This is a genomic window from Ruegeria meonggei (assembly GCF_900172215.1).
Classification (GTDB): Bacteria; Pseudomonadota; Alphaproteobacteria; order Rhodobacterales; family Rhodobacteraceae; genus Ruegeria; species Ruegeria meonggei.
The window spans coordinates 172,862-194,520 of the sequence record NZ_FWFP01000009.1 but is presented as its reverse complement, the minus strand read 5'-3'; the positions used below and the strand labels follow the sequence as shown (position 1 = coordinate 194,520).

Annotated in this window: 18 protein-coding genes and 2 pseudogenes; 11 read left to right on the top strand and 9 right to left on the bottom strand. The window is 54.2% G+C overall.

Going from position 1 to position 21,659, the window contains the following annotated elements; all coding sequences use genetic code 11:
• Positions 1 to 35: 35 nt before the first annotated feature.
• Positions 36 to 1,052: a TRAP transporter substrate-binding protein gene (locus tag RUM8411_RS15805; protein ID WP_085823677.1), complete on the bottom strand. Its 1,017-nt coding sequence runs from the start codon at positions 1,050 to 1,052 to the stop codon at positions 36 to 38.
• Positions 1,053 to 1,209: 157 nt separating this feature from the next.
• On the opposite strand from RUM8411_RS15805, the gene RUM8411_RS15800 reads away from it, so the two are divergent.
• Positions 1,210 to 2,145, top strand: coding sequence for a LysR family transcriptional regulator (locus tag RUM8411_RS15800; RefSeq protein ID WP_085823676.1), 936 nt, complete (start codon positions 1,210 to 1,212; stop codon positions 2,143 to 2,145).
• Between the two features lie 231 nt (positions 2,146 to 2,376).
• On the opposite strand, the pseudogene RUM8411_RS23295 reads toward RUM8411_RS15800, so the two are convergent.
• Positions 2,377 to 2,575 (bottom strand): annotated as a pseudogene (locus tag RUM8411_RS23295) (IS6 family transposase); the annotation flags it as partial.
• Between RUM8411_RS23295 and RUM8411_RS15795 the strand changes: the two are divergent.
• Positions 2,549 to 2,974, top strand: a pseudogene (locus RUM8411_RS15795) (DDE-type integrase/transposase/recombinase); the annotation flags it as partial. The pseudogenes RUM8411_RS23295 and RUM8411_RS15795 sit on opposite strands and share 27 nt — an antisense overlap.
• A gap of 390 nt (positions 2,975 to 3,364) precedes the next feature.
• On the opposite strand, the gene RUM8411_RS15790 reads toward RUM8411_RS15795, so the two are convergent.
• Entirely contained in the window at positions 3,365 to 4,417 is a 1,053-nt protein-coding gene (locus RUM8411_RS15790) for an alpha/beta hydrolase family protein (RefSeq protein ID WP_085823675.1), read from the bottom strand.
• 221 nt (positions 4,418 to 4,638) lie between these two features.
• On the opposite strand from RUM8411_RS15790, the gene RUM8411_RS15785 reads away from it, so the two are divergent.
• The 3 genes from RUM8411_RS15785 to RUM8411_RS15775 all read left to right on the top strand — a co-directional run bounded on the left by RUM8411_RS15785 (position 4,639) and on the right by RUM8411_RS15775 (position 7,286).
• Complete coding sequence (locus RUM8411_RS15785; protein ID WP_085823674.1) at positions 4,639 to 5,337, top strand: response regulator; 699 nt, start codon at positions 4,639 to 4,641, stop codon at positions 5,335 to 5,337.
• Positions 5,334 to 6,530, top strand: coding sequence for a sensor histidine kinase (locus tag RUM8411_RS15780; RefSeq protein ID WP_085823673.1), 1,197 nt, complete (start codon positions 5,334 to 5,336; stop codon positions 6,528 to 6,530). The genes RUM8411_RS15785 and RUM8411_RS15780 overlap by 4 nt, the downstream gene beginning before the upstream one ends.
• A gap of 129 nt (positions 6,531 to 6,659) precedes the next feature.
• Complete coding sequence (locus RUM8411_RS15775; RefSeq protein ID WP_085823672.1) at positions 6,660 to 7,286, top strand: DUF2147 domain-containing protein; 627 nt, start codon at positions 6,660 to 6,662, stop codon at positions 7,284 to 7,286.
• A 475-nt stretch (positions 7,287 to 7,761) separates the two neighbouring features.
• Here the strand turns inward: RUM8411_RS15775 and RUM8411_RS15770 are convergent, their stop codons facing one another.
• The 4 genes from RUM8411_RS15770 to RUM8411_RS15755 are packed head-to-tail and all read right to left on the bottom strand — an operon-like array spanning position 7,762 to position 13,259.
• Positions 7,762 to 8,634, bottom strand: a complete 873-nt coding sequence (locus RUM8411_RS15770) for an ABC transporter six-transmembrane domain-containing protein (RefSeq protein ID WP_085823671.1) — start codon at positions 8,632 to 8,634, stop codon at positions 7,762 to 7,764.
• A 6-nt stretch (positions 8,635 to 8,640) separates the two neighbouring features.
• Positions 8,641 to 9,060 carry a DUF2141 domain-containing protein gene (locus RUM8411_RS15765; protein WP_085823670.1) on the bottom strand — a complete coding sequence of 140 codons (420 nt, stop codon included), beginning with the start codon at positions 9,058 to 9,060 and terminating at the stop codon, positions 8,641 to 8,643.
• A complete protein-coding gene (locus tag RUM8411_RS15760) occupies positions 9,057 to 12,185 on the bottom strand; it encodes an efflux RND transporter permease subunit (protein WP_085823669.1) in 3,129 nt (1,042 codons plus the stop codon). The genes RUM8411_RS15765 and RUM8411_RS15760 overlap by 4 nt, the downstream gene beginning before the upstream one ends.
• Positions 12,186 to 12,188: 3 nt before the next feature.
• Positions 12,189 to 13,259 carry an efflux RND transporter periplasmic adaptor subunit gene (locus tag RUM8411_RS15755; RefSeq protein WP_085823704.1) on the bottom strand — a complete coding sequence of 357 codons (1,071 nt, stop codon included), beginning with the start codon at positions 13,257 to 13,259 and terminating at the stop codon, positions 12,189 to 12,191.
• 178 nt (positions 13,260 to 13,437) lie between these two features.
• Here RUM8411_RS15755 and RUM8411_RS15750 point away from each other — a divergent pair, with 178 nt between their 5' ends.
• On the top strand, positions 13,438 to 14,058 hold the full coding sequence (locus RUM8411_RS15750) for a TetR/AcrR family transcriptional regulator (RefSeq protein ID WP_085823668.1): 621 nt from the start codon (positions 13,438 to 13,440) through the stop codon (positions 14,056 to 14,058).
• A 530-nt stretch (positions 14,059 to 14,588) separates the two neighbouring features.
• On the opposite strand, the gene RUM8411_RS23265 is transcribed toward RUM8411_RS15750, so the two are convergent.
• Positions 14,589 to 14,909: a hypothetical protein gene (locus RUM8411_RS23265; protein WP_085823667.1), complete on the bottom strand. Its 321-nt coding sequence runs from the start codon at positions 14,907 to 14,909 to the stop codon at positions 14,589 to 14,591.
• A 280-nt stretch (positions 14,910 to 15,189) separates the two neighbouring features.
• On the opposite strand from RUM8411_RS23265, the gene RUM8411_RS15740 reads away from it, so the two are divergent.
• The 5 genes from RUM8411_RS15740 (at position 15,190) to RUM8411_RS15720 (ending at position 20,528) form a co-directional block, all read left to right on the top strand.
• Positions 15,190 to 16,824, top strand: coding sequence for a tetratricopeptide repeat protein (locus RUM8411_RS15740; RefSeq protein WP_085823666.1), 1,635 nt, complete (start codon positions 15,190 to 15,192; stop codon positions 16,822 to 16,824).
• A 145-nt stretch (positions 16,825 to 16,969) separates the two neighbouring features.
• On the top strand, positions 16,970 to 18,130 hold the full coding sequence (locus RUM8411_RS15735) for an IS30 family transposase (protein WP_085823703.1): 1,161 nt from the start codon (positions 16,970 to 16,972) through the stop codon (positions 18,128 to 18,130).
• Between the two features lie 191 nt (positions 18,131 to 18,321).
• On the top strand, positions 18,322 to 19,338 hold the full coding sequence (locus RUM8411_RS15730; RefSeq protein WP_085823665.1) for an extracellular solute-binding protein: 1,017 nt from the start codon (positions 18,322 to 18,324) through the stop codon (positions 19,336 to 19,338).
• Between the two features lie 120 nt (positions 19,339 to 19,458).
• Complete coding sequence (locus tag RUM8411_RS15725) at positions 19,459 to 20,013, top strand: helix-turn-helix domain-containing protein (RefSeq protein WP_085823664.1); 555 nt, start codon at positions 19,459 to 19,461, stop codon at positions 20,011 to 20,013.
• Positions 20,010 to 20,528 carry a GNAT family N-acetyltransferase gene (locus tag RUM8411_RS15720; protein WP_085823663.1) on the top strand — a complete coding sequence of 173 codons (519 nt, stop codon included), beginning with the start codon at positions 20,010 to 20,012 and terminating at the stop codon, positions 20,526 to 20,528. Before RUM8411_RS15725 ends, RUM8411_RS15720 begins: the two co-directional genes overlap by 4 nt.
• A gap of 216 nt (positions 20,529 to 20,744) precedes the next feature.
• Here the strand turns inward: RUM8411_RS15720 and RUM8411_RS15715 are convergent, their stop codons facing one another.
• The gene (locus RUM8411_RS15715; RefSeq protein ID WP_085823662.1) at positions 20,745 to 21,653 is read right to left on the bottom strand and encodes a LysR family transcriptional regulator; all 909 of its coding nucleotides are present in this window, start codon (positions 21,651 to 21,653) and stop codon (positions 20,745 to 20,747) included.
• Positions 21,654 to 21,659 lie beyond the last annotated feature (6 nt).

Here is a 21,659-nt window from a genome sequence, read left to right as displayed (position 1 = left end):
CCGAAAGGCGCTCTCCGACATATATTATGGTAGGATTATTCCGAGACGGGGTCGCGACCGATCTCGACCAAAACAGCGTTCAGCTTTTCAACGCCACCGATGCTCTCGTAAAACTTCGGCCATACTGCTGCCGTCGCAAGATCAATGAACTCTTGCTCGTTGTTTTCCGGATCATCAATCTGCATGCCCTTATCAAGAAGAATCTGTTTGATTTCTGCTTCCTTGTCACGCAGAAACTGTGCAGATGCAGCGGTCGCCGCCTTGCCGGCTTCCAGAACGATTTCCTGGTCTTCAGGGGAAAGTTCCTGGAATACCTGCTCGGAAATGATCAGTGGCTCGATCGAGAAGATGTAGCGAATGTTCGTGACGTACTTTTGCACTTCGTAGAACTTCATCGCGTTGATGGTAGTATAAGGGTTATCCTGCCCATCGACCACTTTGGTCTGCAATCCCGCAAAGGTTTCGGACCAGGCCATCGGTGTTGGGCTAATGCCCCAGGCCTTATAGGTGTCGATCATAATTTCGTTCTTGGGAACGCGAATGACAAGCCCTTCAAGATCTGCAACTGATTTTACCGGTTTCTTTGAGTTGGTCAGAACCCGGAAGCCGGTGTAGGTCCAAGCGATGATGCGTACACCAGCGTCGTTGATTGTGTTTTCGGTCAATTCCTGGCCGATAGGGCCCTGGGTCAGCTTTTCTGCATCTTCCAGGCTCAGAATGACGTAAGGCAGTGTGAACACACCAACGGTTGGCGAGAATGGTGTGATGTTGTTGATTGCCAACAGCGACATATCCAGCGTGCCGATGGCCGCCTCGTTTACGGTATCCTGTTCCGAACCCAGCTGTCCGTTCAAGAAAAGGGTGGCGGTATGCTTGCCGCCAGAAAGCTCTTCAAGTGCTTTGACAAAGCCTAGACCGGTGGCTTCCTGGCTGCTGCCGCCGCTGTCGCCAACCGCAATTTTGAAGTTCTTTGCAGAGGCCGGGGCGGCAAGTGTCAGCACGGCTACGGATGCGGCTGCCGCTGCTGCGGATAATGATTTTATCATATTCATAAGCTCTTTCTCCCTTTTTTATTGTCACGATCTTAGCAGAAATGTACCGCAATGGTCCTTTTTTCGCGGGCGGTCATTGCGCGGACTATAGAAAGGCTTAACCGGGTCGTTAATACAAACTTGTTGAATTAAAGGTCGATAAATAGGAAACTTTTGTATGGCCAAAAAAATTGCGATAAATCGGGTTACGGATGTCGACATCAGGTTGCTGGACGTATTTAAAACAGTTGTTGCTTGCGGCGGGTTCACCGCAGCCGAATTTGAACTGAACATCGGCCGATCAACGATCAGTAAACATATCTCCGACTTAGAGACTCGCGTGGGCATTAAGCTTTGCCATCGCGGTCCGGCCGGGTTCTCGGTAACGTCAGACGGCGAGCAAGTTCTGAAGTCTTCGGAAGATCTGTTTATATCCATCGATCGGTTTCAGGAACAGATTGACGAAGCACGTGCAGATTTAACCGGCAAGCTGAAGATCGCATTCTTCGATCACGCTTCATCAAACCCCGAGGCCAATGTCTTTGGTGCGATACAGATGTTTCGCGACAAAGCACCAGGTGTCACGCTCGACATTTCAATGGAGCCGCCGAACATAATTGAGGAAGGCGTCATCAACGGCAAGTTCAACCTGGGCATAGTGCCCCTGCATCGCCAATCACCAATGTTGAGTTACACCGACCTTTACACTGAAGAAATGCATCTGTTTTGTGGTCGAAGTCACGAACTTTTTGATCGCCAGAAAACAGAATTTACCGTAGCTGAACTTCGGAAGTATTCGTTTGCGGGGCTCAGTTTCAACTCACCAAACATGGCTGTGCATCAGAAACTCAAGCTACGCAAATCTGCGTTTGTTCAAAACGAAGAAGCTCTCGCGCTTCTTGTTTTGTCGGGACGATACCTCGGCTTCCTGCCGAGCCATACCGCAACACCATTTCTGGACGCAGGCAAAGTCCGGAAAATTGACTGTAAGCCTGCAAGTTTTGTCTCGAAAATGTCCGCGATAGTGAGAAAGAGCAGATCCAAAGGGCGACGACTGAATTTATTCCTTGAATGCTTATTCGATGCTCACAAATCCCAGGCACAGGATTCGTAACCAGTAGGTGACGATTGCAGCGAATGCGGTTGCGAACAGGAAGACTTTGGGACAGCGTTCAATCGGGTTGTGACACTTCTCCAGCCCTTCAGGCGCTCGAACATGATCGCGATGCGGTATGGCCGCGATCCCTGAGCAGCCAAGTTACTTTTGGAAGGCTGCCAAGCAAACCCCGAGCACGGTGATGTCACGTTAGTCGCCTTAGTGAAGACAACTCGCGATGCTCTGATTTCATGCTGCTCGAGCGGCCGCCTTCCGGGCGTCAAACGCTCCGAGACAGTGACACCGGATTGTCAAGGCGGAGCGACGACGTGCAGGGACACAAAAGCAGTTCCGAACGGTCGAATCGGTGCCACGAACCACTGCAGACCTCCCAGAGATCGAACCCCTGCATCGTCCGTTCTTGCTTTCGAAGCGGCAGATGGCTGTTTCTACGCAATCTCGTATGACAACTGACCTCGCGCTTCAGGCCCTGTTGATGGCCGTCTGGCGGCGCAAGCCAACTGACAGGGTCACAGTGCATTCCGATCAAGGTTCTCAATTTACCAGCCGTGAGTGGCAGGCGTTCCTGCGTCAGCACGGTCTGGAACCCAGTATGAGCCGACGCGGAAACTGTCACGACAACGAAGTTTCCGAAGGATTCTTCCAGCTATTGAAACGGGAACGGACTATGCGGCGTACATATCCAACGCGCGATGATGCAAGACAGGACGTGTTCGATGACATTGAGATGTTCTACAACCCGAAACGAAAGCACACAAACAACGGCATGCCGTCGCCCGTTGATTTCGAGGAAAGACAGCTCAAACTAAAACTGGCAGGTGTCTAGGAAACTTGGGGCACCTCACAGTTTGGTTCCTTGCAATTTGAATGTCGCCGCTCAATTGGTTGAATCTAGCGTCTTGCTTGAACAGAACGATTGAACGTGAGTTTTGGTATGGATGCTGAGCAGCACCTGCGTGAAATGCCAATGTCCTAAAAAAGGTCGCCAGTGCGAATGCAAGCCGGTTCTGTTGCGGGGTCTCAATGGTTCTGCTGCATAGATTTCCACATTGACGATCGTGGGGATATTGATTGAATGACTGCCTGTCGTATCTAAGGCAGCCATTCCGTCTCATCGCCACGTCTTAAGAGAAAACCCGAAACTACTTTGCGATGATCAAGCGGACCCCTGTGAAGCTGTAGACCGTGTTTTGTGAAGCCCTTGCCTGGGTCAAAATTACGGAGCCGGGTCAATAATATTGGACGCCCATGTCGCGGAAACATCCACCGCGTCTGCAGCAAAAGCATCCGCGCCGTACAGTTCGATTGCAAGCAGCCTGCGTATGAAAGCAGGGCCAGCGGTTACAAGGCGCTCTTTTTCTGTTGGAAGAAGCGAATGATCGGCATCTGGCAGTATGATGACGCGGTTTGAGCCCGGCGTTTGAGAGAGGATCTTGTGATAGACACTGGCACTTTGCGCGAAATCCACGTTCAGGTCTTTGTCTCCGAACAGTGCAAGAACAGGTACATCCACCTTCTTCAGATCTTCCCGAGCATCGCTCTGAAAATTACGTTTGACGAAGGTCCATCTATCTTCTGACATCAGGTCGCGGCAACAGGCAGGGGCCCCGGACATAAAGGTTTTGTAGGTCGCATAACCAGCACCTTTGCGCATAAGCTCAACCAACTGGCGATCGAAGTTCAGAGCAGTTAGCACCTCAACTTCAGAGGCTCCCTCCAGACGCATTCTGTTACGGGTCATGTATTCTGATTGTTCAATCCAGTTGATTGCACCGGATACAGCAATCATAAAGGAATAGTCAGCCTGGTCCGCGATTGCCCGTGGCATGACCCATCCCGCCTGGCTAAACCCCATCAGCCCTATGTCGTTCTGTCGGACCCTGGAATCACGCTGCAACATTTTAGCGGCGGCTGCTAACTCATCTGCGCGGTCTTGCATCGACTGTTTCAACCAATTTCCAGATGAGTCACCAACGCCGGGCTTGTCCCAGGAATAAACCGCAAAACCGGCCTTGTTCAGAGCCTGCATGAAAGGCGCATAGTAGCCGAACGCATCCCAGGGAACAGCCCCATCCCCATGTACAAAGAGAACCGCCGGGTGCGGCCCCGGTGTTTCGGGCAAAAGCAGCCGACCAGCAAGAAAATTGCCAGAGTGCTGAAAATCCAACCGCTCGGGCGCAGCTGTGTCGGAACACGCGGACAAGAGGGCAGAGAGGCAAACAATTATGCAAGCGCCTATTGCCCGAAGGGAATAAAGTATCGTCGGCATAGGGTCTCTCCTTTGCGCCTGCCTTACCAATTTGGCCGAGGTATATTCATCAGCCAACCCAGTCACATCTGGATTGGAGATGGGTCAAACTGATCCAGACCGAACGAAGAAATGATCCAGATTTTGTGGAGAGCATCCCAGCCGCATCCATCAAACCTCCACGTTCTCTGATTCAGGATTAGACAAGGTCGGTTTAATGTGCCGAAAAAAGGACACTGACTATGAGTAATGATCTGATTCTCGTTGCCGAGGATGAACGTGAAATCTCAGAGATCATCAAAACCTACCTTGAGCGCGCCGGATTTCGCACAGTCACCGCCGCTGACGGTGAGTTGGCTTTGGCGCATTTCCAGCATTTCAAACCCTCACTCGTTCTCCTGGATGTCAAGATGCCGAAACGGGATGGCGTTGATGTATTACGGATCATCCGACAGACCTCGGATACGCCGGTGATCATGGTAACCGCTATGGCCGATGACCTCGAGAAAGTATCGGCGTTGCGTCTTGGAGCGGATGATTATGTGGTCAAACCGTTCAATGCGCTGGAAGTGGTTGAGCGGGTCAAAGCTGTATTGCGGCGGACCGGACCGAATGCACAACCAAACGTGCGCCCTGTCTCAGTTGGTGCCCTGATGATTGATCACAACGCGCATGCTGCCTTCGTCACCAGGGCTGGCGGGCGAATACCAATCCCGCTGACCCAGACAGAATACGCCATCGTGGCACATATGGCCCGCTCGCCGCAGCGGGCATTTTCCCGAGCTGAGTTGGTTGATGCCTGTATGCCCGAAGGTGAAGTTTTGGAGCGCACAATTGACAGCCATGTTTCGAATGCACGCCGCAAGCTCGAAGTCGAAGGTATCACAGGATTTCTGGCGACGGTTCGGGGTGTCGGCTATCGGCTTGAGGCGCTGACATGACACGGCGTCGGTGGAAGCTCCGCACACAATTGTCGCTGTCGATGATCTTCATGGCTCTTACCGTGCTTGGTGTCTTTATCATTGGCATGGCTGCCTTTTATCTGTTTTTGCAGGACCTCTGGCTAGCAAACCTCAGCGCTGCACACCGGACGACGCTAGATGCTTTGATCAACAACGAGTCGGTATCACCTGATGCTCTGACCACGCTGATTGCCGCGTTTTCGCTATACTGGGGCGGAGGGGAATATGCGCTGGCAGAACTGGCTGCCCTTATCGCGCTGATCGCACTAGCCGTGCTTTCATCGGTTGTTATCGGCCTTCTCGCGGCAAGAAGGCTGAGCGCTCCAATCGAAACTGTGACCCGTGCTGCGCTTGAAATTGCTGGCGGTAATCTAACGCTGGAGATTCCGGACAGTGCGGGTGGTGTCCTGGAAACCGAGGATTTGCTGAGCGGGTTTCGCGTTATGACAAAGGGGCTGGAACAGGCTGAACGCGAAGCCAATGATTCCGCGGCTGCCATCGCGCATGAATTGCGCACACCGCTGACGATCCTGCGCGGCCGCCTTCAAGGGCTTGGGGATGGTGTCTTCACACCCTCAAAAGACATGACCGACGGGCTTATCGCCCAGGTTGACACATTATCCCGGATTGTTGACGAACTTGACCTCCTTTCCCGGCTGAGTGCGGGGCAGTTAGTACCGCAGGTCATTGAAATCGACCTGGTTGAGGAGGTTAAACGGGTGATCACCACCATGCGTCCAGATCTGGATCGGCTCGAAATGAAGCTGGAGACCTCATTCGTACCTGTTTTCCTGCAAGCTGATCCGGTTCGTCTGCGACAGGCCCTGACGGCGTTGATTGACAATGCGATGCGATACGCAGCTAGCGGTCAATACATCAAGGTTGTAATTCATGCGGATGACACGTTCGCCTATCTCAGAGTTGTCGACCATGGTCCGGGCATCGACCCTGCTGACAGCGAAAAAATCTTTGACCGCTGGTGGCGTGCTGATTCGTCCCGCAACCGCGCAGCGGGAGGCACCGGGCTGGGCCTGTCGGTGGTGCGGGCAATTGCAAGGGCACATGGTGGAGATGTGATTGCGCAAAACAATCAAACCTGCACAGGTGCGGAACTGGCATTGAAGCTGCCTTTGCACAGGGCTGGAGGAGTTGCTGAGCAGGCCGAGATTTAAATTCGACACGAAATGGTTCTCCGTCTGCCGTAAAAACTCTCCACACAATCTCCATACCGTCTGGGCGGCATCCCAATCTGTGGCAACTATCTGTCTTGAAAGAGTATTGTGAAAGAGAGAGACACAGAAATGAACATTAAGGTTGCCGGCGCGAAATGCCCTTCTTTGGTAAAGGGGCTTCACGTAACAATTGCCGCGATCATGGTGAGCGCCTGCACGTCGCAAAACCAGGACGCTGAAATCGTGACGCGAACCCTCAGCCCTCTTGAGGGGTACTGGCGCCTGGATGACAAGGCCAGCATCGTCTTTATTGAACCCTGTATGGGGCAGTCCAATAAACTCTGCGGCAGGCTCGTCACTTTTGAGGGAAACTCAAATGCACTGGATACTCTGAACCCCGGTATCCTCAACTGGGGACAAAAGATCTGCAACAGCACCATCGTCACCGATCTCGCCCCTGCTGACAAAGAACCCGACACGCATACTGGGTACTTGTACGATCCCGAGATGGGGCAGTCGGTCAATCTGATCTTTTCCGTGAAATCCCCCAATCAGCTTGCGGCGCGCGCTTATCATGGATCCAGTGTGAATGAGGCGATCAATCTGGTAGTGTCGTCCGCGCTAACCGGCAGTGTTCCGATTTTTGAAACGGCGTCATTGGCCACTCGTGCGAGCATCGGCAAGGACCATCTGGGAGAAGACTCCACCTGGACCCGTGTGAACAAGCCAGAACGCCTGTGCGATACTCAAATTTGATGATGGCAGTCCCAATTTGTTGTTGGAGGCGGTTGGGTTGTGCTGAAATGTTTGGAGTGCGCTGCGGTGTTTCAGCGATCACATCGGAGCTGGGCGGTCAGCTTAGCGAATTGATTGAAGGGACCGATCTCGGGCGTGTGTTGGCCTAAACGGATCATGTACGCGACGTCTCTGCCTGCCGGCGTGGCCTCTGCTGAAGCGAAGGCTTTGAACCTCTGTACAGCTCGTGTGTAGCGCTTGATGCAGTCCGGACGTCGGAATTCAAGTTGCTTATGTACTATCACGCGCTCGGCGTAAGCCGGGGCGTGTGCAAGCGGTCATAGTAAGCCCGCAGGTTCGGTAAATCGGGTCGATCAAGCTGGACAGTAAAGTAGCAAACAGCTGTGTACCGTAAGTAATATCGGCAAGAGACATCTGTGATCCTGCCATCCACCCGCGTTTAGCAATTAGACCTCAGCGATCGGCATCAGGGCCTCTAGGTCCTCGGTTGAGCTGTCCCATTAGAGCGGTCCAGGCGAGTCGTGATTTCAGACAGGCGCGACCATGATTGTAAGGTCACCGGCAGTGCCAGCGCGGCTTCGGCAAACTCCCAAGAATAGCTGACAATCGAAAAGATGGCCCCCGGCGTCACACTCAGGTGTTGCGTCGCAAACCAAAGGTTGAACAGAACCAGACCGATCAGCAGAACAAAGATCGTACCGTAAAGAACGGCTTCTGTATCCGAGAGTTTTACTTCGAACTGGCGCAGTCTGTTAAAGTGTACGTGTGTAGGTCGGTCGCTGCGTTGTTCCAATATGCGAACTTGCTGCTCTACCTGCTCGTTCAGCGCCCTGTTCCAGCGCCAGAATGTTGAATGAAACAGCGTATAGACGGATATCATTCCAAAGAGCACTACACAGGCCGAAAGGGCTAGCGTAGGAGAAAAGTAGAATAACAGGATACCCGAGGCAACAAACTGTACAACTCCGGCGATTGCCGAAGGCAGTGTTTCTTCCATGAAATCTGCCAATTCGCGGCCCATTCCGATCCGGGCGTTCAGTGACGATATCGGTAAGTTTGAAAAGCGAAATGCAAGCGCCTTACCCAACTCAACACGGATGTTCCCATAAACCCGAGTGTCATAGATTCGACGGATTACGCCGATCAGTATGAGGGCGATCAAAAGTGCCCCCAGATAGAAGAAGGGTTGAAATACTTCGGTCAGCAACCCGTCGATAGCAAAGCCGATGAACAGCGGGATCAAAACAGTGAGAGCAGTTTCAGACAGGATCAGTGCCCACGTAAGTCCGACACGCCAGCGAAACACACTCAAAAGCGTGCCAACCGTTAAGTCTCGATCCGTCAGCATAGCGGGTTACTGATCATAGTGGATCCGAACACTAACATCACCTGGCCAGACCGAAGCGGCATTGAAATCAGGTTCATCCTGAGGATTTGGAGCTCCTGTCGAACCAACGCCCTCCAACAGTTTCGTCGCCGTCATGTTCAGGTCTTCGTCGCTGTTTTCGTCGTGGAACAACAGAACCGCGTAAGGACCCTTGGTTAGGTTCTCAAACTCGTGACGGACATTGCCTTTCCTTGACGGGATCTGAACATAGTCGACGGCACTCCAGACGTCGAAGTTGTCAAAGGCGCGCGCATCATCAAAAATGAGGATCACGATATTTCCTTTGGAATTCCGGATACCAACGACGGTCACATTAAGACCGTCAGCTACAGCAGGCATTGTCAGTGCCAAGGTAGCAAATGCAGAGTGTATGAGCGTTCTGATCATACTGATGTCCCTTGGGCGGCAGGGTGCAGGGGAGTGGTTTTGAAGAGGCCGATAACGTCTTCGGCGATAGCAATCAGCGCAGGGACTAACACCAGCATCAGAGCAGTGCCAAAAAGCTCACCGTAGGCCAAAGAGATTGCGGCTGGGATCAGGTACTGGGCTTGCTCTGATGTCTCGGTCAGTAAAGGTAGCAGGCCGATTACGGTGGTTGCGGTGGTGAGGAAAATTGCCTTAAACCGCCCGACTCCAGCCGAGTGCAATGCAGCGTCGACAGGTTGACCTTCGTCGCGCGCCTGATTGTAACGGGTGATCATAACAAGGCTGTCGTTCACGATGACACCGGTCAGTGCAAGCATACCAAAAAAGGAAAACAGAGAGAGCGAAACACCCATGATCAGATGACCAACAGCGGCTGCGACAAAGCCAAAGGGGACGATCGCCAGAATGACAAAGGGTTGCCAGTAGCTTTTCAATGGCACGGCCATCAGTACATAGATCAAAACCGCGGCCAAAAGCAGGGCGCGCTTCAAGCCGCCACTGATATCAGACATTTCCTCCAGCTCGCCTGCGGCCAGGACGGTCACGCTGGGGTATTTTGCGCGCAGCTCAGGAACCAAAGTCTCAAACACGGCCTGTCCGACCTCTTCAGGGGCGACAAGCGTGCGATCGATGGAAGCGGCAACAATGTTCATGCGTTTGCTGTCCCGACGGTTGACGACACCTGATGCATAGGAGCCTTCGATTTCGGCAACGGTCTCCAACGGCACCCAGGCACCCGACGCGCTGCGCAATTGTGTCTGCATCAGATCAGCCAGTGTATCGCTGTCTTCACGCGCGTTCTGGACAACGACCTTTATTTCGGACCCTTCGCGCCTGACCTTTGTCACCTCTGCGCCGCCAAATCCGTATCCGATCTGAGTGGCAAGGGTTTCCGAGTTGAACCCAAGGTTCCGCGCGTCCGGGCGCAGTCGCAGTTTCAGCTCAGGCTGACCTCCGACAAGACCATCCCGAACGTTCGTCACACCTTCAATCTTTGACAGAAATGTTTTTATCTCGGCACTGGCCTGTTCAAGCAAATCTTCATCCTTGGACATCAAGCGAATACGAAAGCCACCGGCGAGCGCCTCTGATCCGGTGAATTCCAATTCAGTTGCCCCTTCAACATCGCCCACCCGATCTCGCCAGTCGCGCACGACTCTCAGGATCGGCACATTTGGGCGTTCGCCTACCGGGATCATTTCGGCATAGATTTGCGCCTCGCCAGCACCGCTGATAATGGTGAACACAGACCGAACGGGCAGAGTGCTCATGCCCGCATCGTCGGCAAGTTCGGTGTTCAGGTCGTTCAGTGCGCTCTCAATTCTGTCTACATTGGCGCGTGTCAGCGAAAAGGGCGCACGAGCATCCATTTCAACATTCATCGTGATGATCTGTCCCGGGACTTCGGGGAAGAACACGGTTCTGACCTTGCCTTTGTACATCAGTCCAAGCCCCAGGGTCGCCGCGGCAATGAACAGGATCAACACGGCGTAGCGCTGGCGTACTGCAGCGACAAGCATTGGCTGGTAGATGCGATCCCGAACCCAATACAGCCCCCCTTGAGCGGCATCCTGCACCTGGCCCCAAAGCCGGGTTAGCAGATAGCGGCGCCCAGGTCCCATTGGAACGTGCGCCAGATGGGCTGGCAGGATGAATTTGCTTTCGATGAGCGAGAAGATCAGTGTCAGGATTACGACGCCCGAAAATCCGGCTAGTACCTTACCCAACGGGTTGTCGATCAATAGCATCGGAAAGAAAGCGGCGATTGTAGTCAGCACGCCAAATACAGTTGCGACCGCTACGCGTTTCACGCCGCGTTCTGTATCCTTGATGGCGTCCTTGCCTTTCTGACGCTCTTCAAAAACACTCTCACCAACGACAACGGCGTCATCGACCAAGATCCCCAACGCGATGATCAGGCCAAACGTGGTGACATCGTTCAGTGAATAATCCACCCATTTTGAGCCTGAGACCGCGATCGCGCCCATGACTGAAACCGGAATGCCCATTGCAACCCAAAAGGCCAATCGCACGTTCAGGAACAGGGACAGCATAAGCGTTACAAGTATCAGCCCCTGCACTCCGTTCGACCGTAAAAGGGCGAGGCGGTCAGCGATGTATCCGGAGCTATCACCCCAGACGTCGACTTGAATTGCACCTGGCAACTGACGACTGAATTCTTCAACGGTGCTGCGTACTACATCGCTGATTTCCAACAGGTTTTCTTTCTGCCCGACCAGAACTTCCATACCAACCGTCGGATGGCCGTTCAGGCGAAACAGATATTCACCGTCCTGAAACCCGTCTTCGATGGTCGCGATATCCCCGAGCGAGACAAAAGAGCCATCACTGCGTTCAATGATTGGTAGCAACGCGTATTCCGGGCGATATTTTGCTCGGTTGTCGGCGCGCAGAAAAATGGTGCCGCCTTCGGTGCGAAGGCGTCCGGCCTGAAACGAGAGCGAGTTCTGGTCAATGGCGCGCGTGACATCCGAAACTGTCAGGCCATAATAGCGCAACCGCACCGGGTCGATCTCGATCCGCATTTCACGCGGGATCAACCCCCAGATTTGCAAACGCGAGAGCTCTGGTTGTGCCAACAACTCTTCTTTGAGCCGTTGTGCCAACGTCTGCAATGTGGCCGGGTCTGTTTGCCCGTAAAGGTTCAGATACAGTGCAGGAAAGTCAAAGCCAGACGCTTCGATGACAGGGCGGCGGGCCGTGTCCGGAAGATCGGTTAATCCGTCGATCCGAATGCGAACCCGGTCCAAAACCGCCTGCAGCTTCTCTCCGCCCGCCCGCCGCACGGTGACAGTGCTGAATTCGTTTTCTGATTGTGATGTGACACTGCGCACGCCCTCCAGCCCCTCAAGGGCTTGTTCGACCTTCTGAGTGACAAGCTCGTCCACCTGCTCTGCTGTCGCGTCGGGGTATTCGATCACAATTGTAACGCTTTCCGGCGGAATACGGGGGAAACCCTCGATGCGGATATTCAGTAGCGTTTGCACCCCAAGAAAAAGGATCAATGCCATCATAAGGTTGGCGGCGACGGGGTTGCGTATGAACCAGGATGTCAGCACATGCATGGCTCAGCCCTCATCCAATTGCGATGTCACCCGCTGACCCGGCAGAAAAGAAGCCAGTGGGGTCTTTGCAACCCGCCAAGTGCCCACCGCTTCTGGCGCGAGGACTGTGATTGTGCCCTCGCTGCGGAACAAAATCTCTGGTGTTACGCGCTGCAGCTGATCGTCATCGCCAACCAGCCAGACATGGCCCGCGCGTGTCAGCGCACTTTCCGGCAAAGTGAAGGTATCGGCGATCGTGCGACCTGTGATCTGAACCTGAAGAAAGTCACCGGCGAGTATTCGTTCATCCGGTTTGGTGATATCGAGAAAGACGCGCACTTGTCGCGTGTCTTGATCCAGAAAACCGCCTCCGTGGCGCACGCGCGCCTGTCCCAATGGCTCACCGTTGCGATGCAGCAACTTCGCGTAGGTGTTGGAAATCGGGTGCTTCAACAGCGACCAGTCATCCTGACTGAACTCTGCGACCAGTTCAAACTGGCGATTGTCCGAAATGTGAACCAATGCGTCTCCCGGAGCCACCGTTTGGCCCAAGCTGGCAAAGCGGCGAGTCACAAAGCCCGAAAATGGCGCAATTACATCAGTATCCGATAACTCACTTTGCGCTGCGCTCAACCTCGAGCGAGCCGCGGCCACTGATTTTTCCGCAATTATTAGTTGGGGTAGTCGCAATGCCAGTTCTGTTGGCGGTTCAGTGCCATCTCTTTCGAACTGCCTGCGGGCCACCGTCACATTGTTCTGCGCGCGCAGTAACGCAAGCTTGGCCTCTTCCAATTCCATTTCAGCGGCGGCGACCGCGCTTTCGTAAGGGGCCTTTTCGATTGAAAATAGAGGGTCTCCATCAACCACTTTTGCGCCGGCAAGGGCGGCGTCGTGGACTGCGATAATTCGCCCGGAAATAGCTGACCTTAATTCGGCATCCCAAAGCGGGTTAACCTCGGCATAGGCAGACAACTGGGTCGTTGCGGGTGCCGCACTGACCTTGACCACTGAGACTATAGGGGGGGAAGGCGCGGTTTGCGATGCCTGCACGTCAATCGTGTCTTCTTCGCCGAACAGCAGGACGACGACTACCATCAAGACCAATAGCGAGAGCCCGATCCACACCCATGGGCGCGCAGGTCTATGCGCAACTTTATCGGGATTAGCTTCCACTCCGCAACCATCCTCTCAGTATCTATTAACACACGCCTTGTGGCGGTTGATTGATTGTCATATACTATGAACGATCGTTCGTTCAATAGTGAAACTGAAAATGACTGAAACTGAAAAGAAACCTGCGTCCAAGCGGGACAAAGCTTCGGCACAGCGCCGGAATCAGATACTTGAGGCGGCCGTAATGTGCTTTCTTGAGCGCGGCTATCACCAGACCGGCGTGCGGGACATTGCAAACCGGGCGCAGGTTAGCCTTGGAAATCTCTACAACCATTTTCCCGGCAAGCACGATGTGCTGGTCGAAATTGCGATGTTGGAACGAAAGGAAATGGACCCTTTTCTAAAGATTCTAGCTATGCGGTCGCCCACTCCAAAAGTGTTGGATAAGTTCATTCGCGCTTACTCAAAGTACTTGGCCGCGCCGGAAAATGTCATTCTCACTCTGGAAATCTCCAGTGAAGCAATCCGTCAACCAGACATTGCGCAACTATTTGTCGAAAACCGCGCCGAGTTGACCGACGCGCTTACCGCTGTTGTGAAAAGGGGAATTGATGACAAAGATTTTCGTGCAGTCCCCGACCCGGAACAAGCGTCACAGATAATAATCGAGGTTCTGGAAGGCAGCGCTTATCGTAGCGTGCTATCAGAAGTGCCGATGCGCAAGCTTATGGGGAGTGTAAAGGACTTCATTCTCACCTCCTTGCTTCCGCGACAGGGTTGAAAGCGCAGTATACCTGTATTCCAGCTGACCTGAGTTCCTGTGTCTCCTCCATCTTTTGTAGAGCCCACCCTACCAAAGGACGGGCAAATGAAGACGAGATTCACTAACGAACAAATCACCCAATCGATCAAGGAACAGAAAGCTGGCGAGCAGGCAGTCGATGTGGGTTATGTTGCAAATTTCCGGAAAGGTTGGGTTTAGCCTTCGTATTGACGCACCTGTCCAGCGGTTATTGCCAAATTGTTCGCCGGACTTGACCGGGCTATCTGCGGGCCATGAACACTCCGACCAACATGCCGCGCCTGTAGGGATTCCGGTTTCCATGTGAGATCATTGCCTGGCTCGTCTCGGCGCACCCCCGTTTCGCGCTGAGTACGGCTGATGTTGGAGACTTTTTGGCTGCGCGACGCGTGATTGTCACTCAAAAACGATGCGGCTGTGGGTCCATCGTATTGCTCGGCATTTTGCAGATTGCACCCGGCGGGATCGACCTCAAACGAACGACAAGTGGCACATGGACGAAGTCGTAATCATGATCCGCGGTAAGAAACGCGGGCTGTGGCGTGCGATCGGCACCACGGAGGCGTTTTTGATATTCTCATGAAATCGCGCCAAAATGCCAGCGCTGCAGCTTCGTACCGCCACACCTGTTCCGACGCCTTCAGCTTCTGTGCCGGTTGCACCGCTGAAATGGCGGCATGATCCAGCTTCTGCCAATGAAGCGCAATCAGAGTTGTAACCAAAATGAACAGAACGGCGGCATCGAATGCCTGGCGCAGCACTAACTTCATTGGCTCAAAGAAAAAGACTGAAGCCATGCACATAATCACAAAAACGAAGATCGCGGACATAGGTTCAACGCCGACGCGGCCTATGGCGCGTCATTGCTTGGAACACGGTTAATTCGGAGTCAGGCGCGGCCCAAAGCCGAGCTTGATTACGAGTTCGGAGCGCTGCGGCACGGCCCGTCAAAAGATACATTCACCGCGACTGAAATAACGAAATGCCAGTAAATTCACACAAAACGGGACAAGGCCGACTTTTGGCGGCACTTCAGTTTCAAATTTAGAGCATTCGATCAATGTTCGGCGAATCGTGTTAGGGTGCGCTTTTCAAGAGGGGGTATTTCTTGTGACCGGTTACTTTGATTTGGGATGTTACAGCCGCCCTGTAAGTACTGTGCCTGCAGCACAGACATGGTTTGATCGAGGCCTTGTTTGGGTGTTCGCTTACAATCACGATGAGGCAATCGTCTGCTTTGAGAAGGCTGTCGAAGCCGATCCCAACTGCGCGCTGGCCTATTGGGGTATAGCCTACGCCATTGGTCCGAATTACAATAAACCTTGGGAGGTATTCACTCCCGATGAGAAGGCGCCTGCGCTGGCAAAGGCTCACGCAGCACTCAAAGCCGGGCTCGCAATTGAAAACGCCAAGCCAACGGAGCGTTCATTAATTGAGGCATTGGCTTCGCGCTATCCTACAGATCCAGCAATCGAGGATTATCAACCCTTCAACGATGGGTTTGCGGAGGTGATGAAACCCGTCTACGAGGCCAACAAGGACGATCTGGACATTGCATGCATCTACGCAGAAGCGATGATGAACCGGACGCCATGGCAGCTCTGGGATTTTAGCAACGGAATTCCAAACCCCGAAGCTTCGACCCTCGAGGCCATGTCAGTTCTCGAACGAGCCTTTGACCAACTCCCAGGTGCGTGGGATCATCCGGGTTTGTTGCATATGTATATACACCTGATGGAAATGTCGCCGCACCCAGAAAAGGCGTTACGTCATGGCGACAAGCTTACAGATCTTGTGCCCGATGCTGGTCACCTAGTTCATATGGCCACACATATCGACGTTCTCTGCGGTGAGTATCAGAACGTGCTTTACCGCAACCTCGCTGCGGCCAAGGTGGATGAGGCGTTCAAGGAATATGCTGGGGCGGCGAATTTCTACGCTCTTTACCGCATTCACAATCTGCACTTTGCTTTTTACGGCGCGATGTTCCTTGGTCAAAAGGCTGCTGCCGTGGAATCGGTTACCCGCCTGCGCGATGAAGTGCCAGACGAGGTGGTGCGCTCTTACCCTGACATATTCGAGACCTTCGTGGCGGCGGCACCTCATGTCTATATCCGGTTCGGAATGTGGGCTGAGATTCTCGAACTTCCACAACCAGAGGATAAGGAGCTCTACGTAACCACCAACGCACTCATCTACTATGCCAAGGCTATTGCTCTCGCCAATCTCGGGCGTCACGAAGAGGCGCAGTCCGAAATGGGTAATTTCACTGCCGCCTATGCCGAAGTGCCGGATAGTCGAATGCTATTTAACAATAAGGCACGCGATGTTCTCGCCATAGCAGAAGAGATGATGAAAGGTGAAGTTAAGTTCAAAGCCGGCAATCTGAAATCCGGTCTCGATCACCTTCGCAAGGCAGTCAAATTGGACGATGGATTAGAATATGAAGAACCATGGTCTTGGCCTCAACCAACGCGCCATGCGCTGGGTGCGTTGCTGATTGAGGCTGGCGAACATAACGAGGCTGAAGCAGTATACCGCGCCGACCTGGGACTCGATGGCAAGCTCCCGCGGCCAAGCCAGAATCCCCGCAATGTGTGGGGTCTACATGGCCTTCACGAATGTCTCCAACGCAGAGGCGAGACCGTTGAACTCCCACATGTCAAACTGCTTCTTGATCAAGCCGCGGCACGTGCGGACATTCCGATCCGCGCGAGTTGTCTGTGTCGGTCGTCAGCGGCTTGACGCTCCTTAGAACAGGCCAATCACCGCCCGCAATGTGGCACGTTGCGAGCGCAGGTTTTGAGGTCTATCAAAAATACTCTTCGTCCGGTGCTCTCAACAGGTGGACGCAGCACTTTAATCTTTGAGCAAAGATGGAGTGTTTGCCATGAAGTACCGTCGTCGCATTTACTATGACGCCGCGCAGCGTGCTGAGATTTGGGATCGTTGGCAGCGCGGGGAGTCGATGAGTTCTATCGGTCGAGTGTTTGATCGACAGTCCTCGTCTGTGTTTTCCGTCATCTCCCCGACTGGCGGCATCCGTCCGCCGGATTTGACGCGGAACAAACGGGCTCTGGTCCTTGGCGAACGAGAAGAGATATCGCGTGGGCTCAGTACAGGCAGGTCTTTGCGGTCCATTGCGTTTCAATTGGGCCGCGCGCCTTCGACGATCAGCCGTGAGGTCCGGCGCAATGGCGGCCACGTTGCCTATCGGGCGGCAGCTTCGGAACAGGCGGCCTGGGATCGCGCTCTGCGACCCAAAGCATGCAAGCTTGCTTGCCACCCGGTGTTGGCCCGCGCAGTATCCGCAAAGCTGCGCCGCAAATGGTCGCCCGAACAGATTGCGGGCTGGCTCAAACGCAACTTTCCGGGAGAGGCGCAAAAACAGGTGTCGCATGAGACGATTTATCGAAGCCTGTACATCCAGGCGCGCGGGGTGCTGAAGAAAGAGTTGCTGGATCATCTGCGCGCCAGGCGCACGGTGCGTCGATCACGGCATGCCAGCCTCAAGCGCAAGGGTCTGGGACAGGTCAAAGATACCGTCTCGATCAGCGAACGACTTACCTGCGTTGAGGATCGCGCCGTTCCTGGGCATTGGGAAGGCGACCTGATCGGTGGCTCCAAAAACAGCTATGTCGCCACTCTGGTTGAACGTCAATCTCGCTATGTCATGTTGATCAAGGTCGCCAATAAGGACACCGGGAGCGTAATCTCGGGGCTGATCAAACACTCAAAGCGCCTGCCGAAGGAGCTCTATAAATCCCTGACTTGGGATCGTGGAAAGGAACTCGCGGACCATCCACGATTGACCATGGCAACTGATGCTGAGGTCTATTTCTGCGATCCACATTCACCCTGGCAACGCGGTTCCAATGAAAATACCAACCGCCTTCTTCGCCAATATCTACCGCGTGGAACCGATTTATCGGTGCACTCTCAGGCAAAACTCAGTGCCATCGCCAGACAGCTCAACGAACGGCCGCGGAAGACCTTGCAATACCAAACACCAGCTGAAAAATTTGCTGAAAGTGTTGCGGTGATCAGTTGAAACCACTCCGCAAAGCCGACATTCGCTTCAGTCCCTAGCCTTGCCATGTCAGTCGTTTCGCGTATGGTGTCACACCAGTGACCACTTAACCGACTAAATTTGTCAGTTTTACTTGCATCCCTCCCAGAATTGTTTAATTGACCAAATCAGTCGGGTTAAGCCGACCACGATTTTCAATGTTGGAACATATGATGCTGAAATCCTCTACCTGCGTTGCTGCCGCCTTGACGGCCCTGATCGCAACTTCCGCCGCTGCCGAAGGCGAGCTGAACCTGTATTCGTCGCGCCACTACGACACCGACGAGCGCCTGTACTCTGATTTCGAAGAGGCCACAGGGATCACCATCAACCGTATCGAAGGCAAAGCCGACGAGCTGATTGCCCGGATGGAGGCCGAGGGCGCGAACTCACCAGCTGACATTCTTCTGACCGTCGACACCTCTCGTTTGGAGCGGGCCAAAAACGCGGGCATTCTGCAAACCGTTGACAGCGCCGTTCTGGAAGACCGCATTCCCGCCAACCTGCAGGACAGCGACAACCAATGGTTCGGGTTTTCCCAGCGCGGGCGCATCATCTTTTTCGACAAGGAAAACGTAGCCAACCCTCCGGCCACTTATGCCGATCTGGCCAAGCCTGAATACGAGGGGCTGGTTTGCATCCGGTCGTCCAGCAACACGTACAACCAGACTTTGCTGGCCTCGATAATCACCCATGAAGGACCAGAGGCGGCCAAAGCATGGGCCGAGGGCGTCGTGGCGAATATGGCCCGTGACCCACAGGGCGGTGACACCGACCAGCTGCGCGGCATCGTGTCGGGCGAGTGCGACATTGCCGTATCGAACACCTATTACTACGCCCGCGCCATCCGTAAAGACGTCAAAGGTGTGTCTGCAGATATCGACGCGATCGGCTGGGTCTTTCCCAATCAGGACAGCTATGGTGCCCACATGAACCTGTCCGGCGCCGGTGTCGCGGCCAACGCTCCGAACAAGGACAACGCGATCCTGTTTCTCGAATACCTGGCTAGCGACTCGGCACAGCAGTATTTTTCGGGTGGCAATGACGAGTTTCCGGCGGTTGAAAACGTCGCCCTCGCGGACTCCGTCAAAGCTCTGGGAGAGTTCAAGGCAGATGACGTAGACCTGTCAGATGTGGCCAAAAACATCCCTGCGGCGCAGAAAACTTTTAACGAGGTTGGCTGGAAGTAATCCACCCAAGATCAATTGAGTAGTTGAAAGGGCGCAGAGCATTCTGCGCCTTTTCTTCTTGTGTATCATTTATTTTTAAGCGATATTTCCGTATATGAAACCTTTTTCCATATTTGAACTGTGTTAGATGATCTCGCAAACCGACTCGCCAACCGGCTGAGCGAGCTGCGGCAAGGTCGCGGGTGGTCCCTGGACCAACTGGCCGAACACAGCAGCATTAGCCGCGCCACCCTGTCCAGAATGGAGAAGGGTGATGTCAGCCCAACCGCAGAAACGCTGGGGCGATTATGCGCTGCGTACGGCTTGCCGATGTCACGCCTTTTGATGATGGTCGAAGACAGCTTTGACCCTCGTGTCCCGTTTGAACGGCAACCGGAATGGAGCGATCCCGAAACCGGATTTACGCGTCGGTCCGTCTCACCCCCGGCAACGGGGTTAAGCGGCGAGGTGATGGAAGGGCATCTGCCACCGGGCACCGTGATCTCTTACGAGACGCCGCCGAAGCCGGGGCAGGAACATCATCTGATCCTGCTGGACGGTGCTTTGACCCTGACCGTGGATGACGTTGCCCATGACCTGAGTGGTGGCGATTGCCTGCGCTATCACTTGTCTGGCCCAACCCGGTTTGAAACCCCGCCCACCCGCGGTGCACGGTACCTGCTGGTGCTGATATGATTGCGCGCCTGACAGGGGTCGAATTTGGCGCGGCGCTGGAGGATCTGACCGACATTCTGCACAGATGCGTGCATGCCGGGGCCAGCATTGGGTTTATCCTGCCGTTTTCACCGGAACAGGCCCGGCAATACTGGGCGGATCGCATTCGGCCGGATTTGAGCTCTGGCGCGGTGGATTTGTTCGTTGCCCGTGATGCGCAGCGGGTTGTGGGCACGGTGCAACTGATACCCGCTGTCATGCCAAATCAGCCCCACCGGGCGGACGTGGCCAAGCTGTTGGTTCACCCCGATGCCAGGCGCAAAGGTCTGGGACGCGCATTGATGAACGCGTTGGAAACACGCGCGGCGCAGCTGGGGCGAACGCTGCTGTTGCTGGACACCCGCAGCTCCGACCCATCGCAGAATTTGTATCAAAGCCTTGGGTTTCAGATCGCCGGAGAGATTCCAAACTATTGCCGCAACCCGTTCGAAAACCGGTTGGAGCCCACAACCTATATGTTCAAAGATCTGGCTTAGGCTCTGGGCAACGGTAAGGCTGCTGGTATTTCGAAACGGTGCTTTGCTGGGCAACAGACGACCAAAGAAGGATGAATCCGACGGTCATGCCAAAGAAGCGACTAACTGTCTTCTGGCCGGTATTGCCTCTGCATAAACGACACGATCAAAGCCTCCGGAGTGGTTTGCAATCCACGCAATTGGGCTTTTGCGCGGCCCGCAGATCATTCCTAGGTGTCAAGCGAAACTCCCGGTGGCCTTTTCAGTGAAACGATCAGCGAGATAGTCGGATAAGGCCCGAACGCGTCGCGGCAGGTAAGGCATTTCCGGGCGTAAAATGAAGATCCCACCACCTGCACTCGGCTCCGTGTGATCGGGCAAAACCGAGTGCAATCGCCCTGTTTTCAAGTCATGAGAGATGAGAAACTCCGGTAGCCATGCTATGCCGCGCCCAGCGCGGCACGCTGCGTGAAGCGCGTCGAGACTGTTGCAGGAGAATCCTGGCCCAAGCCTCGATACGCCCCCCGTTGTTCGTATGAATCCCCAATCCGAAAGCTGCTTTTCCTGACCGAGGCGCAGACATTTGTGCGTGGTGAGGTCCACTGGCCGCTGAGGAACACCATGCTGTTCGAGATAGGCTGGCGCGGCGCAGGGAACCCGCCTATTGTTCGTCAGCTTTCGCAAAACAAGGGATGAATCTGGCAAGACGCCGCTGCGGACCGCGATATCGAAGCCCTCTCCTACCAAGTCGACGATCTTGTCTGTCAGCAGCAATTCGATTTCGACCTCCGGATTGAGTTCCATGAATTCGATCACCAAAGGGACCACATGTAACTGGCCAAGCGCCGCCGAACTCGTCAGGCGGATTGGGCCGCGCAGGTTGCCGGTGTCATCGGCGATATCTTCTTCCAAGGCTGTCAGACGGGCAAGAATATCCCTTGCTTCCCCCACATATCGCTGCCCCGCCTCGGTCAACGTCATTCGCCGGGTCGAGCGGACAAGAAGCGGCACCCGCAACTTCTGCTCTAGTTGATACACCCGCTTTCCGACAGCCGATGGAGTGTATCCCAACACGCGGGCAGCAGCCGAAAAGTTGCCGTGGTCAACGACAGCCAACAATATTTCCAGTTCGGTTTTCTGTGTCATTTGTGC